The 24,292-nt window shown below is 38.5% G+C and carries 25 protein-coding genes and 1 tRNA gene; 7 read left to right on the top strand and 19 right to left on the bottom strand.

The genetic code is table 11. The annotated features are described in order from the left end of the window. Nucleotides 1-449: 449 nt before the first annotated feature. Both cyoE and QNH17_RS07240 read right to left on the bottom strand, forming a co-directional pair. Complete coding sequence (gene cyoE / locus QNH17_RS07245) at nt 450-1,394, bottom strand: heme o synthase (RefSeq protein ID WP_283878063.1); 945 nt, start codon at nt 1,392-1,394, stop codon at nt 450-452. A 216-nt stretch (nt 1,395-1,610) separates the two neighbouring features. Next, nucleotides 1,611-2,594 carry a 2-hydroxyacid dehydrogenase gene (locus tag QNH17_RS07240; RefSeq protein WP_283879451.1) on the bottom strand — a complete coding sequence of 328 codons (984 nt, stop codon included), beginning with the start codon at nt 2,592-2,594 and terminating at the stop codon, nt 1,611-1,613. A gap of 181 nt (nt 2,595-2,775) precedes the next feature. Between QNH17_RS07240 and QNH17_RS07235 the strand changes: the two genes are divergently transcribed. Continuing rightward, nucleotides 2,776-3,693: a DNA-3-methyladenine glycosylase 2 gene (locus tag QNH17_RS07235; protein ID WP_283878062.1), complete on the top strand. Its 918-nt coding sequence runs from the start codon at nt 2,776-2,778 to the stop codon at nt 3,691-3,693. A gap of 66 nt (nt 3,694-3,759) precedes the next feature. Here QNH17_RS07235 and QNH17_RS07230 read toward each other — a convergent pair whose 3' ends face one another. From QNH17_RS07230 to QNH17_RS07175, 12 genes are all read right to left on the bottom strand, one after another. Continuing rightward, on the bottom strand, nt 3,760-5,517 hold the full coding sequence (locus QNH17_RS07230; RefSeq protein WP_283878061.1) for a glycoside hydrolase family 3 protein: 1,758 nt from the start codon (nt 5,515-5,517) through the stop codon (nt 3,760-3,762). Between the two features lie 51 nt (nt 5,518-5,568). Beyond that, nucleotides 5,569-5,787, bottom strand: coding sequence for a hypothetical protein (locus tag QNH17_RS07225; protein ID WP_283878060.1), 219 nt, complete (start codon nt 5,785-5,787; stop codon nt 5,569-5,571). 340 nt (nt 5,788-6,127) lie between these two features. Beyond that, nucleotides 6,128-6,868: a response regulator transcription factor gene (locus QNH17_RS07220; protein ID WP_283878059.1), complete on the bottom strand. Its 741-nt coding sequence runs from the start codon at nt 6,866-6,868 to the stop codon at nt 6,128-6,130. Further along, nucleotides 6,865-8,709 carry a sensor histidine kinase gene (locus tag QNH17_RS07215; protein ID WP_283878058.1) on the bottom strand — a complete coding sequence of 615 codons (1,845 nt, stop codon included), beginning with the start codon at nt 8,707-8,709 and terminating at the stop codon, nt 6,865-6,867. Before QNH17_RS07215 ends, QNH17_RS07220 begins: the two co-directional genes overlap by 4 nt. Nucleotides 8,710-8,827: 118 nt before the next feature. Then, nucleotides 8,828-9,853 carry a TRAP transporter substrate-binding protein gene (locus QNH17_RS07210; protein WP_283878057.1) on the bottom strand — a complete coding sequence of 342 codons (1,026 nt, stop codon included), beginning with the start codon at nt 9,851-9,853 and terminating at the stop codon, nt 8,828-8,830. Nucleotides 9,854-9,900: 47 nt separating this feature from the next. Further along, a complete protein-coding gene (locus QNH17_RS07205) occupies nt 9,901-11,196 on the bottom strand; it encodes a TRAP transporter large permease (protein ID WP_283878056.1) in 1,296 nt (431 codons plus the stop codon). A 1-nt stretch (nt 11,197) separates the two neighbouring features. Then, nucleotides 11,198-11,695, bottom strand: a complete 498-nt coding sequence (locus QNH17_RS07200) for a TRAP transporter small permease (protein ID WP_283878055.1) — start codon at nt 11,693-11,695, stop codon at nt 11,198-11,200. 482 nt (nt 11,696-12,177) lie between these two features. Then, complete coding sequence (locus QNH17_RS07195; protein WP_283878054.1) at nt 12,178-12,933, bottom strand: amino acid ABC transporter ATP-binding protein; 756 nt, start codon at nt 12,931-12,933, stop codon at nt 12,178-12,180. Nucleotides 12,934-12,955: 22 nt separating this feature from the next. Continuing rightward, nucleotides 12,956-13,669: an amino acid ABC transporter permease gene (locus QNH17_RS07190; protein ID WP_283878053.1), complete on the bottom strand. Its 714-nt coding sequence runs from the start codon at nt 13,667-13,669 to the stop codon at nt 12,956-12,958. A gap of 12 nt (nt 13,670-13,681) precedes the next feature. Beyond that, entirely contained in the window at nt 13,682-14,389 is a 708-nt protein-coding gene (locus QNH17_RS07185) for an amino acid ABC transporter permease (protein ID WP_283878052.1), read from the bottom strand. Nucleotides 14,390-14,410: 21 nt separating this feature from the next. Further along, complete coding sequence (locus tag QNH17_RS07180) at nt 14,411-15,283, bottom strand: transporter substrate-binding domain-containing protein (RefSeq protein ID WP_283878051.1); 873 nt, start codon at nt 15,281-15,283, stop codon at nt 14,411-14,413. After that, nucleotides 15,273-16,454, bottom strand: a complete 1,182-nt coding sequence (locus QNH17_RS07175; protein ID WP_283878050.1) for an acyl-CoA dehydrogenase family protein — start codon at nt 16,452-16,454, stop codon at nt 15,273-15,275. The genes QNH17_RS07180 and QNH17_RS07175 overlap by 11 nt, the downstream gene beginning before the upstream one ends. 614 nt (nt 16,455-17,068) lie before the next feature. Here QNH17_RS07175 and QNH17_RS07170 point away from each other — a divergent pair. After that, a complete protein-coding gene (locus QNH17_RS07170) occupies nt 17,069-17,245 on the top strand; it encodes a hypothetical protein (protein ID WP_186328809.1) in 177 nt (58 codons plus the stop codon). A gap of 403 nt (nt 17,246-17,648) precedes the next feature. On the opposite strand, the gene QNH17_RS07165 is transcribed toward QNH17_RS07170, so the two are convergent. From QNH17_RS07165 to QNH17_RS07150, 4 genes are all read right to left on the bottom strand, one after another. Beyond that, entirely contained in the window at nt 17,649-18,581 is a 933-nt protein-coding gene (locus QNH17_RS07165) for a DMT family transporter (RefSeq protein WP_283878049.1), read from the bottom strand. Nucleotides 18,582-18,701: 120 nt separating this feature from the next. Then, nucleotides 18,702-19,031: a hypothetical protein gene (locus tag QNH17_RS07160; protein WP_283878048.1), complete on the bottom strand. Its 330-nt coding sequence runs from the start codon at nt 19,029-19,031 to the stop codon at nt 18,702-18,704. A gap of 26 nt (nt 19,032-19,057) precedes the next feature. Continuing rightward, a complete protein-coding gene (locus QNH17_RS07155; protein WP_283878047.1) occupies nt 19,058-19,633 on the bottom strand; it encodes a Fe-S-containing hydro-lyase in 576 nt (191 codons plus the stop codon). A 25-nt stretch (nt 19,634-19,658) separates the two neighbouring features. Continuing rightward, on the bottom strand, nt 19,659-20,501 hold the full coding sequence (locus QNH17_RS07150) for a fumarate hydratase (RefSeq protein ID WP_283878046.1): 843 nt from the start codon (nt 20,499-20,501) through the stop codon (nt 19,659-19,661). A 196-nt stretch (nt 20,502-20,697) separates the two neighbouring features. Between QNH17_RS07150 and QNH17_RS07145 the strand changes: the two genes are divergently transcribed. Beyond that, nucleotides 20,698-21,591 (top strand): LysR family transcriptional regulator, encoded by an 894-nt coding sequence (locus QNH17_RS07145; protein ID WP_283878045.1) that lies wholly within the window; start codon nt 20,698-20,700, stop codon nt 21,589-21,591. Between the two features lie 296 nt (nt 21,592-21,887). Here QNH17_RS07145 and QNH17_RS07140 read toward each other — a convergent pair. After that, nucleotides 21,888-21,960: transfer RNA gene (locus QNH17_RS07140), tRNA-Val, on the bottom strand. A gap of 202 nt (nt 21,961-22,162) precedes the next feature. Here QNH17_RS07140 and QNH17_RS07135 point away from each other — a divergent pair. The 4 genes from QNH17_RS07135 to QNH17_RS07120 all read left to right on the top strand — a co-directional run bounded on the left by QNH17_RS07135 (nt 22,163) and on the right by QNH17_RS07120 (nt 24,268). Further along, nucleotides 22,163-22,372 carry a hypothetical protein gene (locus QNH17_RS07135; protein WP_283878044.1) on the top strand — a complete coding sequence of 70 codons (210 nt, stop codon included), beginning with the start codon at nt 22,163-22,165 and terminating at the stop codon, nt 22,370-22,372. A 110-nt stretch (nt 22,373-22,482) separates the two neighbouring features. Next, nucleotides 22,483-23,205 carry an alpha/beta hydrolase gene (locus QNH17_RS07130; protein WP_283878043.1) on the top strand — a complete coding sequence of 241 codons (723 nt, stop codon included), beginning with the start codon at nt 22,483-22,485 and terminating at the stop codon, nt 23,203-23,205. A 122-nt stretch (nt 23,206-23,327) separates the two neighbouring features. After that, on the top strand, nt 23,328-23,849 hold the full coding sequence (locus QNH17_RS07125) for a YjcG family protein (protein WP_283878042.1): 522 nt from the start codon (nt 23,328-23,330) through the stop codon (nt 23,847-23,849). After that, a complete protein-coding gene (locus tag QNH17_RS07120; RefSeq protein ID WP_283878041.1) occupies nt 23,846-24,268 on the top strand; it encodes a GNAT family N-acetyltransferase in 423 nt (140 codons plus the stop codon). The genes QNH17_RS07125 and QNH17_RS07120 overlap by 4 nt, the downstream gene beginning before the upstream one ends. Nucleotides 24,269-24,292 lie beyond the last annotated feature (24 nt).

Genomic DNA, 24,292 nt, shown 5'->3' with positions numbered 1-24,292 from the left:
ATCTCTAATAAAATATCGAATGCAAAAAACTGTTAGGATCAATGGTTCCTAACAGTTTTTTTATGTTTTTATGCTGGGAATCACAACAGCATTACTCGTATTTCGTTGGATCAACAAAAGCATTACAAACCAAATAAATGACCATACAGATTGCAGTTGTTATAAATCCCCAGCCTGAGCGCTAGCGCCCGTTTAGCGGCGTATGGACTGGAGCGCTCCAACCGAGATAAAGGAAACACGGAGCTCAATTCGATTCCATGTTGTCTTATCGTAGTGCGGAGTGCGATGTTCGCTAGCCGCTGGGCACTGGAGCTTTATTCAGAGAACTATTTCAATTTATCCACAATTAAATATTTTTTAATTTCCTATATAATAAAAACAACAAAAAGTCTGATCGATTGTAAGCAATGTATTTGCCTACAACGATCAGACTTTTTTATAAGTTTCTTTTAGCGCTGGAAGATTGGTAAGGTAACCACAATCATCATGAGGAAGATTATCGTTATATAATTAACAGAGTATAAGAAATTCACTTGTGCCCATTTTAGGTTATCTTTGATAAAAAAACCGCTGATACTTACCACTAACCACCCAGCGTTAAGCAAAGTAGCAATGACCATAAAGGTAGTTCCAAGTGAATCTAAAAAGAATGGCAATGGAAACAAGCAGGCTATATACATGACCATTTGTTTCTTAGTCACAGAGAGACCACGAACAACAGGAAGCATCGCCACCCCAGCAGCTTTATATTCTTTATATTTCTTAATGGCTATTGCGAAGGTATGCGGCATTTGAAAGATAAACAAAATTAAAAACATAATCATTGGTACCTTTTGAAATCCAGGTGCAATCGCTGTCCAGCCAATTAAAGGTGTAACCGCACCAGACACACTGCCAATTATGGTATTAAAGGTATACTTTCGTTTCGACCACATGGTATAGGGAAAACAATAAGTAAACCAGCCGACGAAACCATATAATGCCGCTTCGAAGGTCGTAAACAGTAATAAAATAAATCCAACTACGGTAAGTGAAATTCCAATGGTTAATACTTGCTTAAGTGAGAAATTCCCAGTCACCGTTGGTCGATTCTTTGTACGATCCATTACTGTATCAATATCAACATCGTACCAGTTATTGAGCGCAAGTGCCCCGGCAATTACCATTGTACTTCCGAAAATGGTCAAAAGTAATATATCCACATTACTTGAGAGAGAGGCATCCGAAAAATATAAAGCTAACCAGAATCCTGCAAAAACCGGCAGGACATTAGCGGTTAAAACATTTGCTTTAAATAGTAACTTTAGATCAGTCATTAAACTAGATAGATTTCGTTGATTTAATATTATAGACCTTCCATCCTTCTGTAGAGAAGGTATCTCATTATTACTCATATAATATCCTCTCCTAAGAAGAAATTCTAAACAAATTTAATACTATCATACCATATTTAGATTATCATAATAATTGTTGTCAGGCACCTGAAAATGATTGTTGGATATTACCAATTGCCCGAAAACCTGATGAAATTTTTAAGGATGTTCGGCTCATCTTAGATAAAAAAGGCGTAGAGAATCACCTTTTTCAAAATGATTCTTCACGCCTTTTATTTATTGGACTTCGCTTAAAACCTCCTGATTTATTAAGGAAGGCGGCATTTTCCCCTGGAGACCAAGCACTAGATTTTCCGCTGCAAGTTTAGCCATTTTCAACCGTGTTTCATAGGTAGCAGAACCAATATGCGGCAATGTGACTACATTATCCATTGACAATAGCGGGTTATCTGGGTTTACTGGTTCTTGTGTAAAGACGTCAAGACCTGCAGCTAAAATCTCTCTGTTTTGAAGAGCCCGAACTAAGGCATCTTCATCGACAGTTGCCCCGCGCGAACCATTGACAAAAATGGCTGATTTCTTCATTAACTTAAATTCCTTTTCTCCGATTAACTTAACAGTATTTGGAGTTAGCGGTGTCATTAAGCAAATAAAATCAGCTTGCTTGCAAATGTCTTCAAGTGAACAATAGGTTGCTTGAAAGGTTTGTTCAACTTCTAGATTTCGAGAGCGATTATGATACAAGATAGACATATCAAAGCCAAAATGAGCCCGTTTAGCAATAGCCGAACCTACTCCTCCCATTCCGATAATACCTAGCGTCTTATGATGAACATCTACACCAAATTGCTCTTCACTAATTTTCGATGTCCATTTTCCTGACTTGACCATCTGATTTAATTCCGGCATTCTTCTTGCGGTTGCAAGTAGTAAACCGAAAATAGTATCGGCTACACTATCATATAGTACATCAGGGGTATTGGTAGCCATAATTTTTCGTTTAGTTATTTCGGGAATATCTAAATTATCGTAGCCGACCGATATATTGCTAATAATTTTCAAATGAGGCGCCTGCATCAAGAACTGCTTATCCACTTTTAATCCTGAGCCTAGAATCCCATATGCTTCCTTTAATTCCCGGTAAAAGTCAGGAAGGGTCTGCTCATCCAAGGTTTCAAAGTAAATAACTTCACAATTATCACGAACATATTCTAAAACTTCTAAATCAACCTTTTTATAGACAATAACTTTTGGTTTCAACAAAGATTCCTCACCTTCATTATTAGATCCTTCATAGAAGCATTTAACATAATTACATAATCAATATACACTTAATTAAGTGGAAAATAATAGATTTTTGATTGTAACATCAAGATAGAAACATTATTTTCTACACTTTTATGATAAAAATAGAATATAGCAAAATGCTGGGGGAGATAAATTGACGAATCTTAGAAAAACGTGTGAAGAGGAACCATGCAAAGTGATAATTCCGCTGCCTGAAGAATTTGACCTTAGAGTAAACCTTGGTTATCTAGAGCGGAATAAAAATGAATGTATGTATGAAGTTGAAAATAATACCATTACAAGGGTTATCGCGATTGGCGAAATTCAAACTCTTGTACAAATAAATGTAAACGATAAGAATCAAATGATTGTACACTTTTTAGCTGGTAAACCATGTGAGACAACTGATGTAATCCGCTATATCCGAGAATGGTTTGACCTAGATAACGACTTAACTCCCTTTTATCAAATGGCGAATGCTGACCCATTACTTAAATTGCCCGTAGAAAATTTTTGGGGATTACGTCTTATCGGCATTCCAGATTTGTTTGAGGCACTCTGTTGGGGAGTACTAGGTCAGCAAATTAACTTAAACTTCGCCTACTCATTAAAGAAGCAATTTGTTGAAAAATTTGGTGAGTCAATGGAATGGGAAGAAAAAAAATATTGGATATTCCCTACTTACAAAAGAATTGCTAAACTCACACCTATTGATCTGGCAGATATAAAAATGACCGTTAAAAAGAGTGAATATATTATTGGCATTGCGCAATTAATGGCCAGCGGCGAGTTATCCAAGAAAAAATTAAGAGAGATCGGCGACTTTAAAGATGTCGAAAAAAACTTAATAAAAATACGTGGGATTGGACCATGGACAGCCAATTATGTCCTGATGCGCTGCCTACGCTTTCCTAACGCCTTCCCTATCGATGATGTAGGTCTAATTAATGCAATTAAAACAGTACTTACTATGGATAGAAAGCCTTCCAAAGATGAGATCTTAAAGTTATCTATACCATGGAGAAATTGGGAATCCTATGCAACCTTTTATCTATGGCGTATTCTCTATTAAATCAAATAAACACCAGCACTAAAGGGCTGGTGTTTTTGGACTTTTCATCTTGGCTAAAAAGTTTTCTTATTTATATGACAAACCAAAATCAAACCCGTACGTGTCACCATATTTGTTCTTGTAAGAATAGGACGGATCTTCTACATAGCCAGGAATATCTCCGACTTCGTTAACTACAGCTTCCTTATTAGCAGGGATAGTAAACGGAAGTTTCCCAGTAGGATTAAATTTTCCACGGATAACATCAACAATTGCCTCCGTTTTCACACCAAAAGTGCTCATGACAGCTGCTGCATTTGGCTCAATTTGATCAATCAACCAAGGGTTTGTCATGTTTATCGCTGTAATCGTTGGCACCGTTTTTTGGATCTCAATAATTCTATCGACATTTGTAATCCCAGTTTCAGGACCGATGGTTATTCGTGGATTATTATCCCAATTCGATTGCACAGGACGGACCCAAACAAATGCATGTGTCGATTCAGCTAGATTATTCGTGATCGTGATAGAAGAATCATAGTTTTGTATGGTTTCTTTTAATTTATTGGTACTGGCATCATCACTTCCAGCAGGGAACATCTCGACATAAAGCTTAACATTCTTCACTTTTTCATCCCTCAATGGCAATAGATTTTCGCCATTGATTTTATCATTTCGTAAAAGGACGATTGACTTACGATGGGCCTCATCCGCTTTTTTCTGTGATGCTGGATTGTTTACAACATTAAGGGCATTCTCTGCGTTTACATAAGGGTTTTCGAATAGCCCTAATTTCATTATTTCTGTCAGCAAAAACGATACCGATTCGTTTACTTTCTCTTCATCAAGCAAACCGCTTTGAACTGCATTAATAATTGGAGTTGGATCGGATGCTCCAGAAATAATGTTTGTCCCTGCATCGATTGCTTTCGCAAATTTTTGTGCCGTTGTTAAGTTTTCAGCACCCCAAGCATTATTTCCAATCGCACCCGTGTCGGAGTTTACATAGCCCTTGAATCCAAGCTCTCCACGCAAGAAATCTGTTATAAACCCTTTATTCAGCGCAAAGCCAACCTCTTCAAATTGCTTATCTTGTGTATACCATGGCAATCCTTGATCAGCGCTCGTGTTGCTTGGATACGCGTAGTAAGGCATGATTGCCGATGTACCTGCTGCAATTGCCGCTTTGAAAGGCGGAATGTGATACTTTAGTAGACTCCCTTCGGTCGGATATGGATTGAATTTACCTTCCACAAAATGTGGGTCCAAACCATTATCACGTGCCCCGCCTCCCGGGAAATGTTTCGTCGTGATTGAAACACTGTCTGTCCCAAGTTCATCGCCTTGAAAACCTTTTATCGTGTTATAGATCATGTTTGCAGCAAGCTCAGGATGTTCTCCAAAGGTATCTTCAATTCTTGCCCATAACGGGTCTGTGGCAACATCCGCCGTATAGCCGTAGATTTTGCGAATACCGGAAGCTCTCCATTCTTTTGCAGCAATTTGAGCGAACTCATTTACAAGATTCGTATCACGGGTTGCGGCAAGACCTAATGGACCAGGCCAAAAGGAAAACATTCCAGATCCCTCACTACTATTCGTATAATCGGTCGAAGCATGATTCCGCGGGTTGGATGTGATCACAATTGGAATACCTAGCCTTGATCCCTCCGCTGCCTCTTGCAGCTGATTATTATAGTCGACTATTACATCTGCTGTTGGAGTTTGACGAAAGATGAAGTAGCGTGTACCTTGATCAATTAACTCATTAGGCTGTAACTTACCATTCAAAAATTTCGGAAATTCAGTGATAAGCATCATCGCTGCTTTTTCCTCAAGTGTCATCTGTTTGATAAGGTCCTTTACTCGTACTTGAGTTGGGAGCTGCCAGTTTTCTTATTGATCGACTTTTTTGTTCCCATTTAAGTCTTTGAATTTTTTGCCTCCCTGAACAAGGACGTTCTTGGTTGTTGCTTCTATCTTGGGTGCATTTTGCTTATTGCCATTCGAATTTCCTGGCTCCGCACGTGCAAATGGTACTGCAATCGATGCTAGCATCACAGCAGCAAGCGATAACGATGCTGCCCTTTTAAAATGATTTGAAAATAAATTCATCCTCTTTCCCCCATTTCAGATAAACACTGCCAAAAAAACTAGTAAATTGCTCAATGGACCAGGTCTGCCAAAACACCTCCTAATTCACGTAAACGCTTTCAATACAAATTGATTGTACATTTCAATTTGAAATAGATAATAGGGAGATTTTTTAGATGGATTTGTGTTTTATTAAGATTTGTAATATTCAGTTATATTATCCTATGATAAAAGTCTTATAGTAACTGCCTGTAACCTTCCAAATTAAAAGATTCGAATTAGATTCAGCCAAAAAAATAGTCAGTAATCTCATGATTATTGACTACGCTAATCTCCACTATTTAGAATGTAACAAACCCTTTCATATTGCAGATTTCCGAAACTCTGATGGGGAACAACCCGTAATTCTCTTAAAGTTATTACTGAAATAGGCTAAATCAGAGTAGCCCACTCTTTCGGCAATCTCCGACATTCTTAATGTTGTATTTAGTAACAAACGTTTACTCTCCTCAATTCGAAGTTCGGTTATATAATCAACAAACTTTTTACTAAGCTGCTGCTTGAACAATTGACTGAGGTAACTAGGATTCATGTGTACACTCTCTGCTGCATCCTTAAGCGTTATTTGGTCTAATGGGGTTATCTTTAAATAATGCAGCACCCGGTCGATCGTTGAGGAAGGAAGGTTTTCATCCTCATAATGAGCAATGTTCCTTTTCTGTTCTTCTTTATTACATTTATCTAACCACTTTTCAAGACAACTTCTTAACTCAGTCTCCTCTATCGGTTTAAGGAGATAATCGGTTACCCCGTTTCGCATTGCTTGTTGGACAAACTGGAACTCATCATGTACCGTGATTACGACTACATCCTGATTTCTCTTTAATTGGTCTAGTTCCTTCACCAATGAAAGACCATCCATTATCGGCATACGGATATCCGTAATAATCAGGTCTACCTTATTTAGCTTTATCCAGTCTAATGCCGCTAACCCGTTTTCACATTCGTGGACCACATGCAAGGGAAGGTTTAACTTGTTAATCGTCCACTTCAGAGCTGTTCGGACCCATTTCTCATCGTCAACCAACAAGATATTTTTCATAATTGTTCCCCTTCCTCCTGTTCATATATGATTGGTAAATGCATATTGATCTCTGTCCCTGCCCCTTCTTCACTATGAAGGGAAATTCCGTATTCAGGACCAAACAAGTAATGAATTCTTTGGTGGACATTTATTACCCCAATGTGAATTCCATCACTTGAAGTAGTTTTTAGTTCAATTTTCTTTATGATTTGCTCTAGAATTTGTTCTTTTATTCCAGCACCTGTGTCTGATATTCGAATAATAAAGGAAGTTTCAGATTGACGAAATACAGATATGATTATTTTCATTTTCCAAATATTCGGGCCAAAACCATGAACAAAACAATTTTCTATTAATGGCTGCAGTGAAAACTTTGCCACCTTAAGATTCATTGCCCATTCTGGAATATCAAATAAATACTCAAACCTGTCGTCAAAGCGAAATTTCTGAATTTGCAGGTACATTTGGCAAAATTTAATCTCTTCACCCAAACTTACTGTAGATGAGCTATTTTTTAAATTATAGCGAAGCAGCGTTCCTAACGCGGAAGACATATCAGCAATATTTTCCTGATTCTGTTCCAATGCCATGCCTCTTATCGTTTCAAGAGAATTATATAAAAAATGAGGGTTCATTTGTGACTGAAGCATTTTTAATTCAATTTCCTTTTGTTTGAGCAACATTTCTGCTTCTCTTAACTTCGATACATATACTTCTTCAAGCAGATTTGATAGCTTTTCAACTGTATTATTAAAACCTGTGGTCAGTTGTCCAATTTCATCGTTTGATTCCACTCGAACTCTAAAATTAAGATTTCCAATTTCAACTTCCTTCATATATTGTTGCAAACGCCGAATCGGGCGAATGATGCTGGTGGCAAAACCAAAACCGATCAGATAGGCAATGATTAATGAAATAAGAATTGTTGAGGCAATTGTCCTTCCAATTTGAATAATTCCCCCCGTCACATCTCGGTATGGGACGGCTGTAAAAAAAACCCAGCCAAGGTTTCGGGAAAATGTATAGGTGACGAAATCTTTCCGTTTGTTTTCTAATATTTTCGTACTACTTCCTTCTGTTTCCAGTTTAGAAAGTTGATTGAATTCTACTTTTTCTCCAAGTTTCGAATAATCGGGATGATATACATAATGTCCTTTTGCATCTAGAATAAAAAAGTAGCCATTTTCACTAATCGTTACTTTATTTGAAATTTCTTCTATCCTCCTGAAATTGATATCAATAATCAACATTCCCACTGGCAGAAGAGTTACAGGGTTATAGAGCCTCCTAACAAGGGAAATAACAGGCTCCTCTTTATTTTGCAGTTTTAGCGTTCGTGTTACCAACATACTCATTCCATTAAGCGGGACAGAAGAATACCAATATTCATCCTTTATTTTGGATGCAGGATAATAATTCCTTGTCCCAAGGGTATCAATTACCTGTCCTTTATCAAGGATCACCGTAATATTTGATATATCAGCTCGTGAATATTCCGCTGACTTCAAGGTATTACGAGCCAATTCACGAGTTGCCTCTTTATTTTCTACTACTTGTGTTCGCATTTTTAAAAGGCTAGAGAATTCAGGAGAGTTTATTATTTTTAAGCTTGTAATCTCAAAATCTTGTAAATAATATTCTATATGAGTTTCAACTTGATCAATCACTTGCCTGCTGGATTGACTAAGCTCATTTTCCAGTTCAATGGATGAACGCTTGTATGAAATCAATCCAACAGAAAGAACAGGAAAAATAACCAGAACACTGGAGAATGCGCATAGCTTTGTTATTAGTGATTGGTCTCTTAATAGAATGTAGCGATTAATAAATTCTGCTGTTTTTCTCCACTGCTTTTTCATTTTTCATCCATCCCAATTAGGTAAAATTTCCGCGATTTTTTCTTTTGGATAAATAAACAGAAAAGACCCAGCTGGTAAATGGATACATTCACCAGCTAGGCTTGATGCTAGTTAAAAACTATGGACGTGCTTTGTCAATTGCGTCCATTACTTCTGTATAATCTTTGGAGTATTTATCAACCATTGGCTGGACTGCCTCTTTCCATGGTGTCATATCGTCAACTTCAACAAATTTTACTCCAGCTTCTTTCAATTTCTTTTCTGAACGCTCTTCCCACTTCGCCCATTCTTCTCGCTGCGTTTTGACCGAATCTAACGCTGCTTGTTTGATAATTTTTTGATCTTTTTCTGATAGCTTATCCCACGCCGCTTTACTAATGAGTAATACTTCAGGAATACGTTGGTGGTGATCTAAGATAAAATTCTTGGCTTCCTGATAATGGTTGGAGGAGTCTAAGCTTGGCAGGTTATTTTCTGCTCCATCGATAATTCCTGTTTGAAGGGCGCTGAATACCTCACCATATGGCATTGGTGTCGCACTTGCCCCTAAAGCAGCCATGAAATCAATATTGATTTTGCTCTGCTGTACACGGATCTTTTGCCCTTTTAAATCCTTTACACTATTAAGCGGTTTGGTAGAATAAAAACTCCGAGACCCTGAGTCGTAATAAGCAAGCCCTTTCATTTTGGATTGCTCAAGACCATCTAGCAATTTTGTCCCCATATCACCGTTAAGGAAATTCCATAGATGTTCATCGCTTTCAAATACATATGGGAGTGAAAGTGCTGCAAACTGATTGTTGAACTCTGCTAGTGGGCTGGAATTGATTCTAGTAAACTCAATAGCACCAAGTTGCACCTGTTCCAAAACAGATTTTTCATCCCCTAATTGTGCGGATGGAAATACTTCAATTTTAATTCTTCCATCCGATCTTTCTTCTACTAATTCAGCAAACTTTTTGTCTCCTACAACAGTCGGATAATCTGGCGGCTGGTTATCTGCTAAGCGAAACGTATACTTGGCTTCCTCCGCTTTAGATTCTCCATCTTTGGTGGAAGCAGTTTCTTCTTTCCCACAGGCAGCTAGGATGGTACCCATTAAAAGCGTCGCTGCTAAAACTCCTGTAACCTTTTTTCTTATCATTCTTGAAACCCCCTTGAATTTTTTTATATTTTCTCCTATTCCTTCGGTTACTTAACTAACAAATGCGGCAGCCACATAACAACCTCAGGTATATAGGTGATAATTAACAAAACAACAAGTAATGCGTAGAAAAATGGCATCATAGCTTTCGTTCCCTGCTGAATGGAGACCTTCCCTATGGCACACCCGACAAACAATACCGTTCCTACCGGTGGTGTTAAAAGACCAATCCCAGCGTTTAAAATAAGGACAATTCCAAAGTGGACAGGATCCATTCCTAAGTTCGTTACTACAGGAAGGAGAATTGGAGTCATTATTAAGATCATTGGCGCCATGTCCATCGGTGCACCAAGGAGAAGCAATAAAATATTAATAATTAATAAAATAACAAGTGGATTATCAGAAATATTTAAGAATAAATCTGTTACCATTCCCGGGATCTGCAAATATGCTAGGATCCAGCCAAAGGCTGCAGAAGCGGCAATCAAGAAAAAAACCATAGACACCGTTCTCGTTGTTCTAATCAAAATTTTCCAAATGCTTGATACCGGTGCCTCACGATATATACCGAAAGCTAGAATAAAAGAATACAAACATGCTAATGCACCGGACTCTGTTGCCGTAAACCAACCAGTTAAGATACCGCCTAAAATAATGACGGCTGGACTTAAAGACAAAATTCCGTGAAGAAGGATGCCGCCGATTTGAGATTTTGGCACAGGATCAGCTTTTCCATATCCTCTTTTTCTAGCAATGATGTAGCCCGTGATCATTAAAGCAATCAACATGGTGATTCCGGGAACTATACCAGCCATAAATAGACTAGCGATTGAAACTCCTCCAGCAGCTAGAGAATATAAAACTAGATTATGACTAGGTGGAACTACTACACCTTGAATAGCAGATGCAATGGTAACGCCTACAGCGTAATCAGCTTCGTATCCATTCTTTTTCATCATTGGAATCATAACTGACCCTACAGAGGAAACATCTGCAACAGCAGATCCCGATATATTACCGAAAAACAAAGCAGCAACACTATTTACCATTGCCAGACCACCGCGAATTCTTCCAACTAATAAACTTGCAAAGTTTACAATTCTGTTGGCAAGTCCACCTTCACTCATTATTTGTCCTGTCAGGATAAAGAACGGAATGGCGAGCAAGGAAAAAGAATTGACACCTTGTATCATTTGCTGTCCTATTACCGGAAGTGGGATTCCTAGATAGATGACAGTCAGCAATGATGAAGCAACGAGTGTAAGGGCAATTGGAAAGCGAAATAAAATTAAGATAACAAAGCTTGAAAGTAAGATAATAATACCTATCGTGTTGCTGTCCATATTACATGCCCTCCTCTACATCTTGATGTCGGCTTGTGTTTATATTTAAGAAATGCAAAATCGAATAACCACAAATCATTATTCCTGTAATTGGCATGGCTGCATAGGTAACACTACTTGGAAGTTTCGTAGCTGGTAGTGTGGAATCCATCATCAATACCGTAAAGTCCCAACCTTGAATCACTAAATATAACCCAAAAGCAAAAGTGCTAACACTGATGATTTTATCTAAGACTTTATTAAATCTTTTTGGAAAAAGGTTTGTAAAAGAATCAATCCCCAAATGAATATACTCCCGAAAACCTATGGCGATCGCCATAAAAGCAAACCAGGCAAGTAAAAGAAGGGTAACTTCCTCTGACCAGAAAAAGACGAAGTTTAATAATTTTCGGGTCAAGACTTGAGTGGTTACGACAAAGATTAATAAGACTAATGATAAAAGAGTGAATTTTTCAAAAACTACATCGATGAAAAGGCACACCTTTTTGATAAAATTCATATGATCCCCCCTAGCTGAAAACGTTTTCTTGTCTTTAATTGTACGAATCATATGAATCTTTTAAAATGCTGTTTTTTTAGGATAATTTGTGTTTTTTTTAGGTTGGGATTTATTTATTTTTCTTTTCAACTGAACTTGGTCTAAGGATGAACTACTCATCCTACTTCAATAGTTGTCGCACTTGCAAATTAATTAGTTAATTAAACAAATTAATTTTATCTTAAATTTATCATTTTTGCAGATTTCTATCAATAAATCATTTTCTGGTGGTTCTTTTTTGTAGACTTCTAAATAACAAAATAATAAAAAGAGGTACTTCCTTGAAGAAGTACCTCTTTCTATACTACAATTAATATTTTTTTGTTAGGCTCTTAGAAGCATATCTTCATTAGAGTGAAACACAAAAAACAACAAAAATCTGTCCAGCTTAATGATTTTTTCAGCCATTGAGTGGCTCCTGACGCAGAGAACCGTCCCCCTGCCTAAATATTATAGATATAATCCTCGGGAATCACTCGTTTTAGGAACTGCTGGGTTCTTTCTTCTTTTGGTCTTGAGAAAATTTCTTCAGGGGCATCTTCTTCTACGATGACACCGCCGTCCATAAAGATGACTTTATTCGCTACATCTTTTGCGAAAGACATTTCGTGAGTCACGACTAACATGGTTGTGCCTTCTTTAGCAATGGTCTTCATGACGGTTAAAACTTCGCCGACTAATTCGGGATCGAGAGCGGAAGTGGGTTCATCAAATAAAATAATATCGGGATTTAAAGCAATGGCTCTAGCTATTCCTACCCTCTGCTGCTGGCCGCCGGACAGCTGGCTGGGGTAGGAATTTATTTTATCTGATAAACCGACTTTCTCCAACGCCAGCTTCCCAATCTCTATGGCCTCTGCTTTCGGAACCTTTCTTCCAATAATAAGACCTTCTGTCACATTCTCTAATGCTGTTTTATTATTAAATAAATTATAATTCTGAAACACAAAAGCCGTCTTTTGCCTTATTTGGTGAATTTGTTTTCGGGAAGCCGATTTGAGGTTAACATCCATGTTCCCAAAAATGGCCTGCCCCTCATCCGCCCGTTCAAGAAAGTTGATACACCGGAGTAAGGTTGTCTTCCCAGAACCGCTTGGGCCAAGAATGACCACCACATCCCCCTTTTCAATCTTTAAATCTACTCCTTTTAAAATCTCATTCTTACCAAAGGATTTATGGATATTCTTAATCGCTAACATGATTTCGCCTCCAATATTGATTTCAGACATCCACTGCTTTATACTTTCTTAACCGTTTTTCATACAGCTTAAATAAGTATTCAACTGAACTGCATAAAAGAAGATAGACGAGAAAGATATCTATGTACGCTTCAATATAATTGTAGCCGGCATTGGCTGCCACTTGAGCTCGTAACGTTATCTCTCTTAAAGACAAAGCATATCCTAATGAGGTAGCTTTGATGAGATTGACGGTTGCTGTGCAAATATTGGGCAATGCAACGACCAATGTTTGTGGAATGATAATCCTCCTGAATGCCTGCACATTGTTCAACCCCACGGAATACGCAGCCTCCAGCTGCCCCTTGCTCACTGTGCTGATAGCAGAGCGAAATACTTCTATTAATATAGCAGTCGTATTTAAAGAAAAAACAATGAATGCATACCAAATCGGATTTATATCGTATATATTCGTTTGAACCTGGTACTCTTCAAATACCGGCTTCAATAGTAATGGCACACTGGTAAAAGTAATAAAAATTTGAACAATAACAGGTGTCCCTCTTACGAACGAAACATACACCCGCGCTAACTGGCTGATGACAGGAATTTGATTGATCCTCGATAAGGCAAGCAAAAATCCCAAAGGAAGTGCGATCAACAGCGAAATAATGGTAATGATTAATGCTGTAGGTACCCCAGATAACGCAACAAAAAACGTTTTAACTAAAAACTGATAATCTAAGCCGACCGACACTCTGTCACCCCCTTACGTTGTTTTGATTACCTGCTTGCCCTTACTGAATATTATTTCCAGCTTGGAGAAGAATTGTTCTATTAAAATGGATAGAATCCAGTATGTAAGCGATAACCCAAGATAAATTTCCAATGAATGGGAATTATAGTTATTTGATATAATGAGACTTGCCTTACCCATAATATCCACCAGCCCAATGGTATAGGCTAACGAGCCTTCTTTCAATAATTCTAGAAAGCTATTACCGAAATTGGGCAATGCTACTACAAATGCCTGCGGTAAAACGATTCTCCTAAATGCCTGTGCCGGGCTGAGCCCGACACTAACGGCTGCTTCAAATTGACCTCTGTCAATCGCCTCATAGGCTGTTCGCATCACCTCAGACATCAATGCACCAAATTGAAGCGAAAAGGTGATGATAACAAAGACAGCGGTATGTAGAGTATTCAAGTCTGTACCAAAATTACCAACTATGGCGGGAAGTCCATAATAAACCAAAAATAACAGTACAATCGATGGGGTACATCTAATGATGGTGGTATAACCATTGGCGGTTTTTTTCGCTATTTTACTCGTTCCAAGCTTCATCAACGCTAGGATAAAGCCTAAAATTGATCCGAACAAAACCGATAGACCCGCAACCATAAATGTTACTTTTAAAAATGGAATAAGCTGTGGTATTGTACCCCAAAGGTAGGAAACATCAAAATACTTTTGCATGTGCTGCCTCCATTTTAGTTATTATCTTTTTACAGTATCCAATAGTTTGAATAAATCAGTATTATAGAATTTCACCATAATTTCATTCGTCTTCTTCTCTTCCTTTAATTCCTTAATGGCTTTGTCATAGGCGTCGGCAAATTCCTGTTCTTTTTTGTTAAATAATGGCCAGGTTTTGACAACCGTAAACTCATTATAGACAACCTGATCTACTAAATTATGATAGGGACCATCCTTAGCGAGAACTTGCTTTTCGTACGTTGCTCCTAAATAAATACCGCCATCTACACGTCCTTCATTAACCCATTGAACAACATCCACTGAGAACGCATCTCCGGCCTTTAGTTTGACCTTATTATCAGGATTAGCTTGGTTATATTCATCCACGATGGTATATTGAGCATTGCTTGCCGCTATAGGCGCTAAAGAAAACTTCTTTTTCGCAAAATCGGATAAATCTTTGACATCTTTATTTTCTTTTTTCATTAAAAGGCCGACACCGCTAAGTCCGAGGAATTCTTTCGGAAAAATATAGCTTTTCGTTCTTTCCTCCGTGAACCAGGCATTTTTTACGCCTACTTGATATTTGCCTTGCTGTACCCCTACCAATAAGTCCTCACTTGATGTTGGCACATATTCAAATTTGTAATCAGGAAGTGCCTTATCCACTAATTTCATCACTTCAAGTTCATATCCAGTCGGATTTCCCTTTTCATCTACATACCCGATTGGTTTACCGCCTTGATCAAACGCTACTTTTACTGTTCTGACTTCTTTCTTAGCATCTCCTGAATCTGACTTTGCTCCTGTTGTTGTCGTGGAACCACATCCTGCGATTAAGGTAACTAAAGCTGCTCCTGTTGCTGCGATTTTTAATAACTTATTAATTTTCATTGTTTTTTCCTCCCTTAGATTCATATTGTTGAATAGCTGTTTGAGCTAATTTTGAAATGGTTAAATCATCCATTGGCGGATTGTGCAGTCCTGCCCGGACATCCCGGTAATATCGCTGCAAGGGGTTGGTCAGCTGCAAGCTTTTTGCTCCCACTAACCGCATAGCCTTGTCAACGACTGTAATAGATGAATTGGTCACGATCTGTTTCGCTATAAGCGCTTCATTCGTAATGTTTTTATTGCGTTCCTCATCCATGTAAGCTTCAGCTGCACCATAAAGCGCAAATCTGGCTTTGTATAATTCCAAGTCCATCTCGCCTAACAATGCCTGCACATTCGGTAGCCCTGCAATTGTTCCCTTTATACTATTGGGAGAGTGGGTATTGGCAAAATGGAGCGCGAAGTCCCTGGCTGCCTGCGCTATTCCTAAATAGGATGCGGGGATTAGCAGACCCCATCCATTCAATTTAAACCCCGTATTGTAGCTTGGAATTTCTACTAAATCTGACTCACCCACCACCACGTTTTTTAATACCAGATCATGGCTCCCAGTCCCACGCATCGCGATCACATTCCAATTTTCCTCGATGGATAGACCTTCGGCATCTTTTGGAATAAGGAAAAAGCCAACTGTTTCTTTTTCTTCTATCCAGGCAGAAGTTAGGAAGTAATCCAGTTCTGGTGAGCAGGTTGTATAACTCTTACGCCCATTAATCACCCAATTGCCATCTAATTGTTTGGCATTGGTTCCCGGCCGGCCGCCGCGAATTGGACTGCCTGTCGTGATTTCACTCACAGCCCGGTTAATGATGGCACCGTTATTGACCTCTTCTGCAAAAAAAGCTAGCTTTTCCGGTTCCCAATAGCGGTTTTCAAATAATTCTCCAACGGTCATTAATGTCCAGCCAATTGACAATGCTGTACTGCCATCAAAACTGCCCAGTGTTTCTTGGACAAGAATGGCATCATAAAGAGAAAAACCAGACCCGCCAAATTCTTCAGGCAAGGTTACCTTTGTGTAACCAATTTTTCGTAAGGCATGAATATTCTCATGAGGGAAGCTGCCTTCCTCGTCAATCAAGGCGGACCGTTGTTTAAATTCCACTTCTAGGGGCGTCAAACGCTCCAGCCACTCACGTTGTTTACTATTTTTAATAAATACTTCTAGCATCCTTCTGCTGCCTCCTAAACACTTTAAAATAAAAAAGACTGCCCCCGTTGTAGTGGGAGCAGCCTTCAGTTGACTGATCAGCTATGCTCATAAGCTCATATGTAAAATGCTTTTTTTAATATTATGAATCTATTACATATAATAAACTCGACTAATCCAATATGTCAACTAGGAATTTAGAAAGAATTCATTTATAGAAACTCCGTGCTGATGATTAATTGGATACATTTCGGACACTCTAGAATTAGGAGGTGCTTCGCATGTATTCTTCTTGGATATACACTCATTTTATAAACACAGGTTGGTTTGTCATCTCTTTATTCTCGATTCCTCTCGTTATATTAGCTTTTTTATTATACTTTGAGTTAAAACAGCAAATGCAAGATAATGACGGTAGTCAAAACCAATAGCACCCAGTGTTATTTCTTCCACATTACGCACCATTACCCGCACATATTCCGAAATACCGAGTTCCTTCTTTCATATACCCCAGTAGGTATACTCTTAATACTCTCTATAATTCCGTCAAATAAATGATTCCAAAGAGGAAAACGCTTACAACTTAGCGAATATATACTTTGAGTTATTAATAAAAGTACACGGAGGGATGTCTTTTGATAAACTGCAAAAAATGTGAAAAAGAGTTTTATTTCCAAGTTACGGAAATGAATGTCCCTGGAGGCAAAGAGCGTGAGTATATCAATTGCCCCCATTGCGGTGAAACAAATGGTTCAGTTGTAACGAGCGGTGTCGTGTATATTCATAAAATTGAGGAAAACTCTAAAAATTAATGATCGATACTTTACACGACAATTGGGCCCTTGAACATAGGGCTTTCTTTAATTTTTGTACAAATAAAAACGTCACCCCGTGGGTAAAGAATCTTTCATATCAACTATTTTTTTTAATTATTGTTTTTGGATTTTCTAAACTCATTTATATCCCTCTTTTTACATTCATTTATAAGGACCACCTTGAATCCTTTATATCTCATATTCGAGAAAATTGCCCAATACAAAAAGGACACCTTTTAAATGGCGCCCCTTCGTATTATAAGGATATTATTGAAACAGGATTATTGATCAAATGAAGGTATCTTCTAAACTCTTGGACTGAAAGGTTGACTGTTGCTGTGTTTACATTGGGATAGTCTTTCTAAAAAGTCATATACACTTTTTTCCTGATCTAGTTGTATCATACTGTGCTTTCCTCCTCTAAAATGGTATCAACTGGTTTCTTTGCCTTAGCCCTTCCATCTGCGACAAGAATTGCTGAATACAAAACCAATGCAATTCCTAACACCTGCCATCCCCGTAGATGTTCCCCAAGAAAAAGTACTCCAGTTACCACTGCAATGATGGGTTCAATCGTTGCTAAAATGGAAGCCTTACTAGCTTCTAAATGCTTTAGTCCTGAAGTGTACAAAACAAAAGCTGCAACCGTTGATACTAGTGCTAACAACACCGCTGACATCCAAACATCTGCATATTGAAATTGATCAGTCTTTTTTATTATGTCACTTGTCACTAACATGAATATACTCGTATAAAAAAATGTGTACGTTGTAATGGTCAAGGCAGAATACCTTTGGGTTACAGGTTTACTGAATATACTATACAACGCATAACAAAATCCAGATAGAATCCCCATGAACAAGGTTTTCATATGTATACCATCCTGGCCTAGTGGCAGCAGGCCTACAACAAATGCACAACCTGTAATTGCAAGAGCAAGTGCCCACCCTTTACGAATAGTCAAGGGCTCTTTAAAAAAGAGCCGAGACAGGATGGTTACAAACAGAGGACCTGTATATAAAAGTGTTACTGCAAGGGATAAACTCGATTGAGAAAAAACTTCGAAATAAAAAAAATTAAATAAAGCGACACTTAAAATTCCTGCACAAGCGAAAAAAATGTGATCTTTTAATCTGGTACGTAACTGATCCCGATAAAATGCTGTCATAACTAGAATTAAGATAACAAAGGTAAAAATACCTCGAATGGCAACTACGTCCCAAGCCGTAAAGCCGCGAGCATACAATGGGGCAATAAATAAACCAATAAGTCCCCAACATACCGCACCAGCAATTGTAATAATGTAAACTCTTAAACTCGTCAATTTTTCCATTTTTTGCACCTCTTATTTCCAAAGGGAATGACACCAATTAATCACTTCGCCGTTAACCGGTGCAAACCCTCCCCAGAAACTCAATTGTTTCTGCTGTTCCACAATCCTTCACTCTTCTATTTAACCGTTTTTCCTCAGTGCGAATGTATCCACCCGCTGAGTAGTGCCTTTCTTTATAGAGCTGGATTCCGCTAAACTCATATTCTTTGTTTCAGGAGCCATGAATAAACAGAGTAGGAATCCAATGAAAAACAACGCCCCACAAATATACAATGTTACTGCCAAACCATAGTTCGCCATAATGGTTGGGGAGAGAAACGTACTAGTGTCGGAGGCGTCACGGGTTATTGCTGTGGAAAATCCCACCGCCGTACCCGAATATACCAACCCAACGATGATACCAAAGATTAGACCAAGTAAAATTTGAATAGGAAGTCCAAGTTTTTTCATTAGATATTACTCCTATTTTTTATCCTTTAAATGTGCCCTACTGTTTTATCTATTGATCGATACTTAGCGATTTCCTGCTCATAAAGATCGTTACCGTATGCATCATAGACTACCATAACCGGGAAATCCTTAACAGTAAGTTCACGAACAGCTTCTGGGCCAAGATCTTCATATGCTACTACTTCTGCGGATTGGATTTTATCGCTTAAAAGCGCGGATAGCCCGCCAACGGCAGAAAAACAAATGGCTTGGTGATCTTTGCATGCGTCTTTCACCGATTGACCCCGTGGTCCTTTTCCAATCACACCCTTAACCCCATATTCAAACATGGCCGGTGCATAGGGATCCATGCGGGAGGCTGTTGTTGGAGCGATGGATCCAATCACTTGACCAGGTTTAGGAGGTGTTGGTCCAGCGTAAAAGATGATATGGTTTTTCAGATCCACAGGAAGTGGTTGATTTCTGTCCAACAGCTCGAGAAACCGCTTATGGGCAGCGTCTCTGGCTAAATAAATAATTCCATTTAGGAAGACTTCATCTCCTGCTTGTAAATTCAAAACATCCTCATTAGTAAGTGGCGTTTGTAAGTAGACTTTAGCCATTTTTTAGCACCTTCCTTTTGCAAATTTAGATTACATAAGATTTTTTACGTGCAGCATGGCACTGGATATTCACGGCTACTGGAAGGGCTGTAATATGGCATCCATAGGTTTCTGCAGCTACCCATAATGCCGTATTCGTACCACCCAATCCTTGCGGACCAATTCCCAGCTTGTTAACCTCTTCGAGTAATTCTTTCTCTAGCTGGGCAATATGTGGTTCGTGGTGATACACGCCAATTTCACGCAGAACGGCCTCTTTAGCAATCTCCGTTACCTTATCAAAGGTCCCACCAACACCTACCCCCACTACGATAGGAGGACATGCTCTTCCTCCAGCCGCTTCGATCGTATCCAATACAAATTTTTTCACTCCTGCCACTCCTTCTCCAGGGAGCAAGAATTTCATTGCACTCATATTTTCACTTCCGCCACCCTTAGGCAGAACCGTTAATTTAATCTTGTCTCCTGGAACGAGTCTGGTGTGTATCACACCCGGGGTATTATCGTTTGTATTGATTCGGAGTAATGGATCCCCTACAACTGAATTACGAAGGTATCCCTCCTTGTAGCCTTTTCGAATGCCCTCATGAATCGCTGCTTCAAAATCTCCTCCATCAATGTGTACTTCCTGGCCCACTTCTGCATAAACAACGGTAAGCCCTGTATCATGGCAGTAAGGTCTGTCTTCTTTGGCTGCCAAGTTAGCGTTTTCAATTAACTGTTCAAGAATCGACTTCCCTAACGGAGACTGTTCCGTTTCCAAGGCCTTATGGAATCCATTCACAATGTCTTCAGGCAAGTAATAGCAAGCCTCCCAGCAAAGTACAGAGACTGCATCACGAATCTGTTCTACAGAAATCTTTCTCATTCTTCATCCATCCTTTTAATTTTTATTACGCATAAAATATTGCGAGAAAAGGTCTATTTGTGCCCCCCTCTCTGTTTGTCCCTTGAATCAAGTATAGAACAGAAAAACATTCATGTATAATGAATGTTTATGATTGATTTAATCGACAAAGTCGATCAAAATTGGTAATATCATAGTCGTAAGGAGGAGAGTCACTTTGGAACTTAATTGGTTAAATACATTTATAACGGCTGCAGAAGAGGGGAATTTCAGGAGAACTGCAGACAGGCTCCATGTTGCCCAGTCAACGGTCACGCTTCATATTCAAAATATTGAGGACGAGCTCGAAACTCAGCTGTTCGACCGCGTCGGTAGGTCAGTACAGTTAAATCCAACAGGACTCGGATTCTTACAGTACGCCAAAACCATTTTGGAGAACTACAACGAAAGCATAGAATATGTCGCCAGGCGTCTACAGGGTTACCAGGAAACCATCAAAATCTCTGTAGCTACGGTCGTTGCAACAACATATCTTCCTAGCTGGATCAGAGAGTTTCGCAAAATGAGTCCAGAAACAGAGTTCTCAATTGAAGTGACGGATTCGAGTTCTGTAATAACGAGCGTGATCAATCAGGAGTGTGACATCGGCATTGGCCGAATTCCCGTAGTACAGGAACAATTGGAAAGCATTGAACTATATAACGACCCAATTGTTCTCGTTGGTCCACACGGCGTTGGTGTACGAAATAAAAGAGAGTTAAGTACAAACGATATCTTTCATGAAAATTTACTGTTCACCAATAACCATCCACTATACTGGGATGATCTGTTATTTCAACTTCGGCAACACGTGTCAAATGTGAGAACCATGAAGGTAAGCAAGGTACACGTTTCCGTTGAATGGATTAAGGAGGGGATGGGCATATCCTTTCTTCCGCTCACAACAGTGAAAGACCAGGTAGAGAAGGGAAATATCGATATAATTCCTTTTCCATACTTTTCTCTCCCGTCTGCACACACCTATATACTGACGCGTAAGAATCAAAACCAGACAATCAATAGCTTTATCGAGTTAATATCAAGGAAAGAATTTACTTTTAAGAGAGATTAACCATAAAGACAGGCTTCTAACGAGCTCCAAAATAGAGTGGAAGAAAATTGGAATCCCAAAACGAATATATAGAAATCGATTTTTCCCAATATATAAACTCTAGCCTTTCTTTTGTTCTAGAGAAATAACAAAAACAGCAAAAAGACTGCACTTTCATCTAGTGATAAGTCTTTTTTGCTGTTTTTCGCATTTAACAAACCAATATTTTCAAAAATAATAAATTCATTTAAACGGATCATTTAATTCTTAAAAAAGAAAAAATCCTAAAATCATTAAGATTTTAGGATTTTGGTTGATGACCTGTGAGGGGTTCGAACCCCCGACCTCAACCCTGTCAAGGTTGCGCTCTCCCAGCTGAGCTAACAGATCTCTTATTTAACTACAAATCTAATTATAGTAAAAATAATAAAAATGTCAATACCATTTTTATTTTTCCATATAAATATCTATTAAAACCAATCACATATACCAATAAGAACATTAGTTCTAATATCCTTGAATAAAGAACAAATGTTTGGATATAATAATACTATAAACCAAGAAAGGAGTGATCCAGATGGAAGGGCTTTTCATGCGTTCAATTGAGGAAAATATTCCATTAGAAATGATTTACCTAGCTGACAACCAAGAATTGTCCCAACGGAAATTGATTGTGAAGGAAGTGAATGACGAATATATTCGCGCCTTTTGTCTGCTCCGAAAACAAATGCGCACCTTCAAACGTGAAAATATATTATCCATTATGCCTGAATCCCGTACCAACTACCGCTACCTTCACTAATCCTCACAACCGCATTCACACCACAGTTCCTCCCCCTATATTAAAAGCATTTCCACTTTAGTTTTGTTATAATGCAGTGGTAGAGATCGAATCACGGGGGGATTTATCACATGGCGTTTCCAAAAGGAACCATCAATGAACTTACCATTTATAGTGCAGAACTTGGAGAGGATATCCAGCTCCTTGTCTATCTGCCAGCAAACTACTCACCGCTATATAAATACTCGCTGTTAATCGCCCAGGATGGCCGAGACTATTTTCAGCTTGGCAGAATCGCGCGATTGGCAGACGAGTTTCTTTTTCAAAGAGAAATTGAAAATTTAATCATTGTAGGGGTACCCTATAAAAATGTAGAAGACCGCCGCAAGAAATATCATCCAAATGGCTCTCAGAATCAACAATACATTCGGTTCCTAGCCCATGAATTAGTTCCTTTTCTTGATCAAGAGTTTCCTACCTATCAAATGGGCTCAACAAGAGCACTAATAGGCGACTCCCTTGGCGGTGCTGTTTCTTTAATGACAGCGCTTCAATACCCACATACATTTGGAAAAGTCCTATTACACTCTCCATATGTGGATGAAAGTATTTTAAGCGCTGTTAAGAACTTCTCAGAGGGGCAGTTATTACAACTCTATCATGTAATTGGGAATCAAGAAACGGAAGTTCAGACAACGGACGGCAGTCTTAAAGATTTCCTAACCCCGAACAGGGACCTTTCAAAAATAATTTCAGAGAAACCCATTACATATTTTTATGAAGAGTTTAGCGGTAATCATACCTGGAAGTACTGGCAGCCTGATTTACGGCGCGCCCTTAAAATGTTGTTTTAATTTAACAAATATCAACATCATGCTAAGTCATTTAATATATTTTGAAAATTTGCTATAATATTAGGAAGGTTAATTTTTGTTTATATTGTAAAAAGGAAGTTCATCTAAATGGAGGTATACGTATGAAATTTGGAGTTGTTATTTTTCCATCAAAAAAACTACAGGATTTAGCTAATTCCTATCGAAAACGTTATGACCCGCATTATGCTTTAATTACGCCACACTTAACATTGAAAAATGCATTTGAGGCGTCCGAAGAAGAAGCGAGAGAATATGCAGATAAATTAAGAAGATTGGCTGCAAGTCACAATGCATTTACATTAAAAACTTCGAAAATCAGCTCATTTAAGCCCGTAAACAATGTTATTTATTTTAAAGTCGAAAAATCGGACGAACTAACCGCTTTGCATAACGAAGTTAATCAAGAATTTACAGAGCAAAACTTAGAATATGCATTTGTTCCGCATATCACCATTGGTCAACAACTTTCCAATGATGAACATTCTGATGTATTTGGTTCACTACGTATGACCGCGATTAACCATGAAGAAACGATTGATCGTTTCCATCTTCTTTATCAATTAGAAAATGGTTCCTGGACCGTTTATGAAACATTTCGTCTTGGAAAGGAACAGTTTAAGTGACAGTAAAGATTGTAGAAAATCAAAAAGAACTTGAAGATGCCTATTTTATTAGGAAAACTGTTTTCGTTGAAGAACAGGCGGTCCCACTTGAAGAGGAAATCGACGCCTATGAAAACGATGCAAAACATTTTATCATGTACCATGAAGGTTCTCCAGTTGGTGCTGGTCGCTTTCGTTTCGTTGACGGTTATGGTAAAGTCGAACGAATCTGTGTCTTGAAAGAGGCAAGAAAAACTGGGGCAGGAAAAGCGATTATGAATACGATTGAAAACTATGCACGTGAAAAAGATATTCATAAATTAAAGCTTAATGCTCAAACCCAGGCTATTCCATTTTACTCGGGACTTGGTTATGAGATTGTCTCAGAAGAATTTATGGATGCAGGAATTCCACATAAAACGATGGTAAAAAAATTATAACTTTTTGAAGCACTTGGCGTGGCA

It is taken from the genome of Neobacillus sp. SuZ13, assembly GCF_030123365.1.
GTDB lineage: Bacteria > Bacillota > Bacilli > Bacillales > Cytobacillaceae > Neobacillus.
The sequence above is the reverse complement of the archived record's forward strand: the minus strand, read 5'-3'. Positions and strand labels throughout refer to the sequence as shown.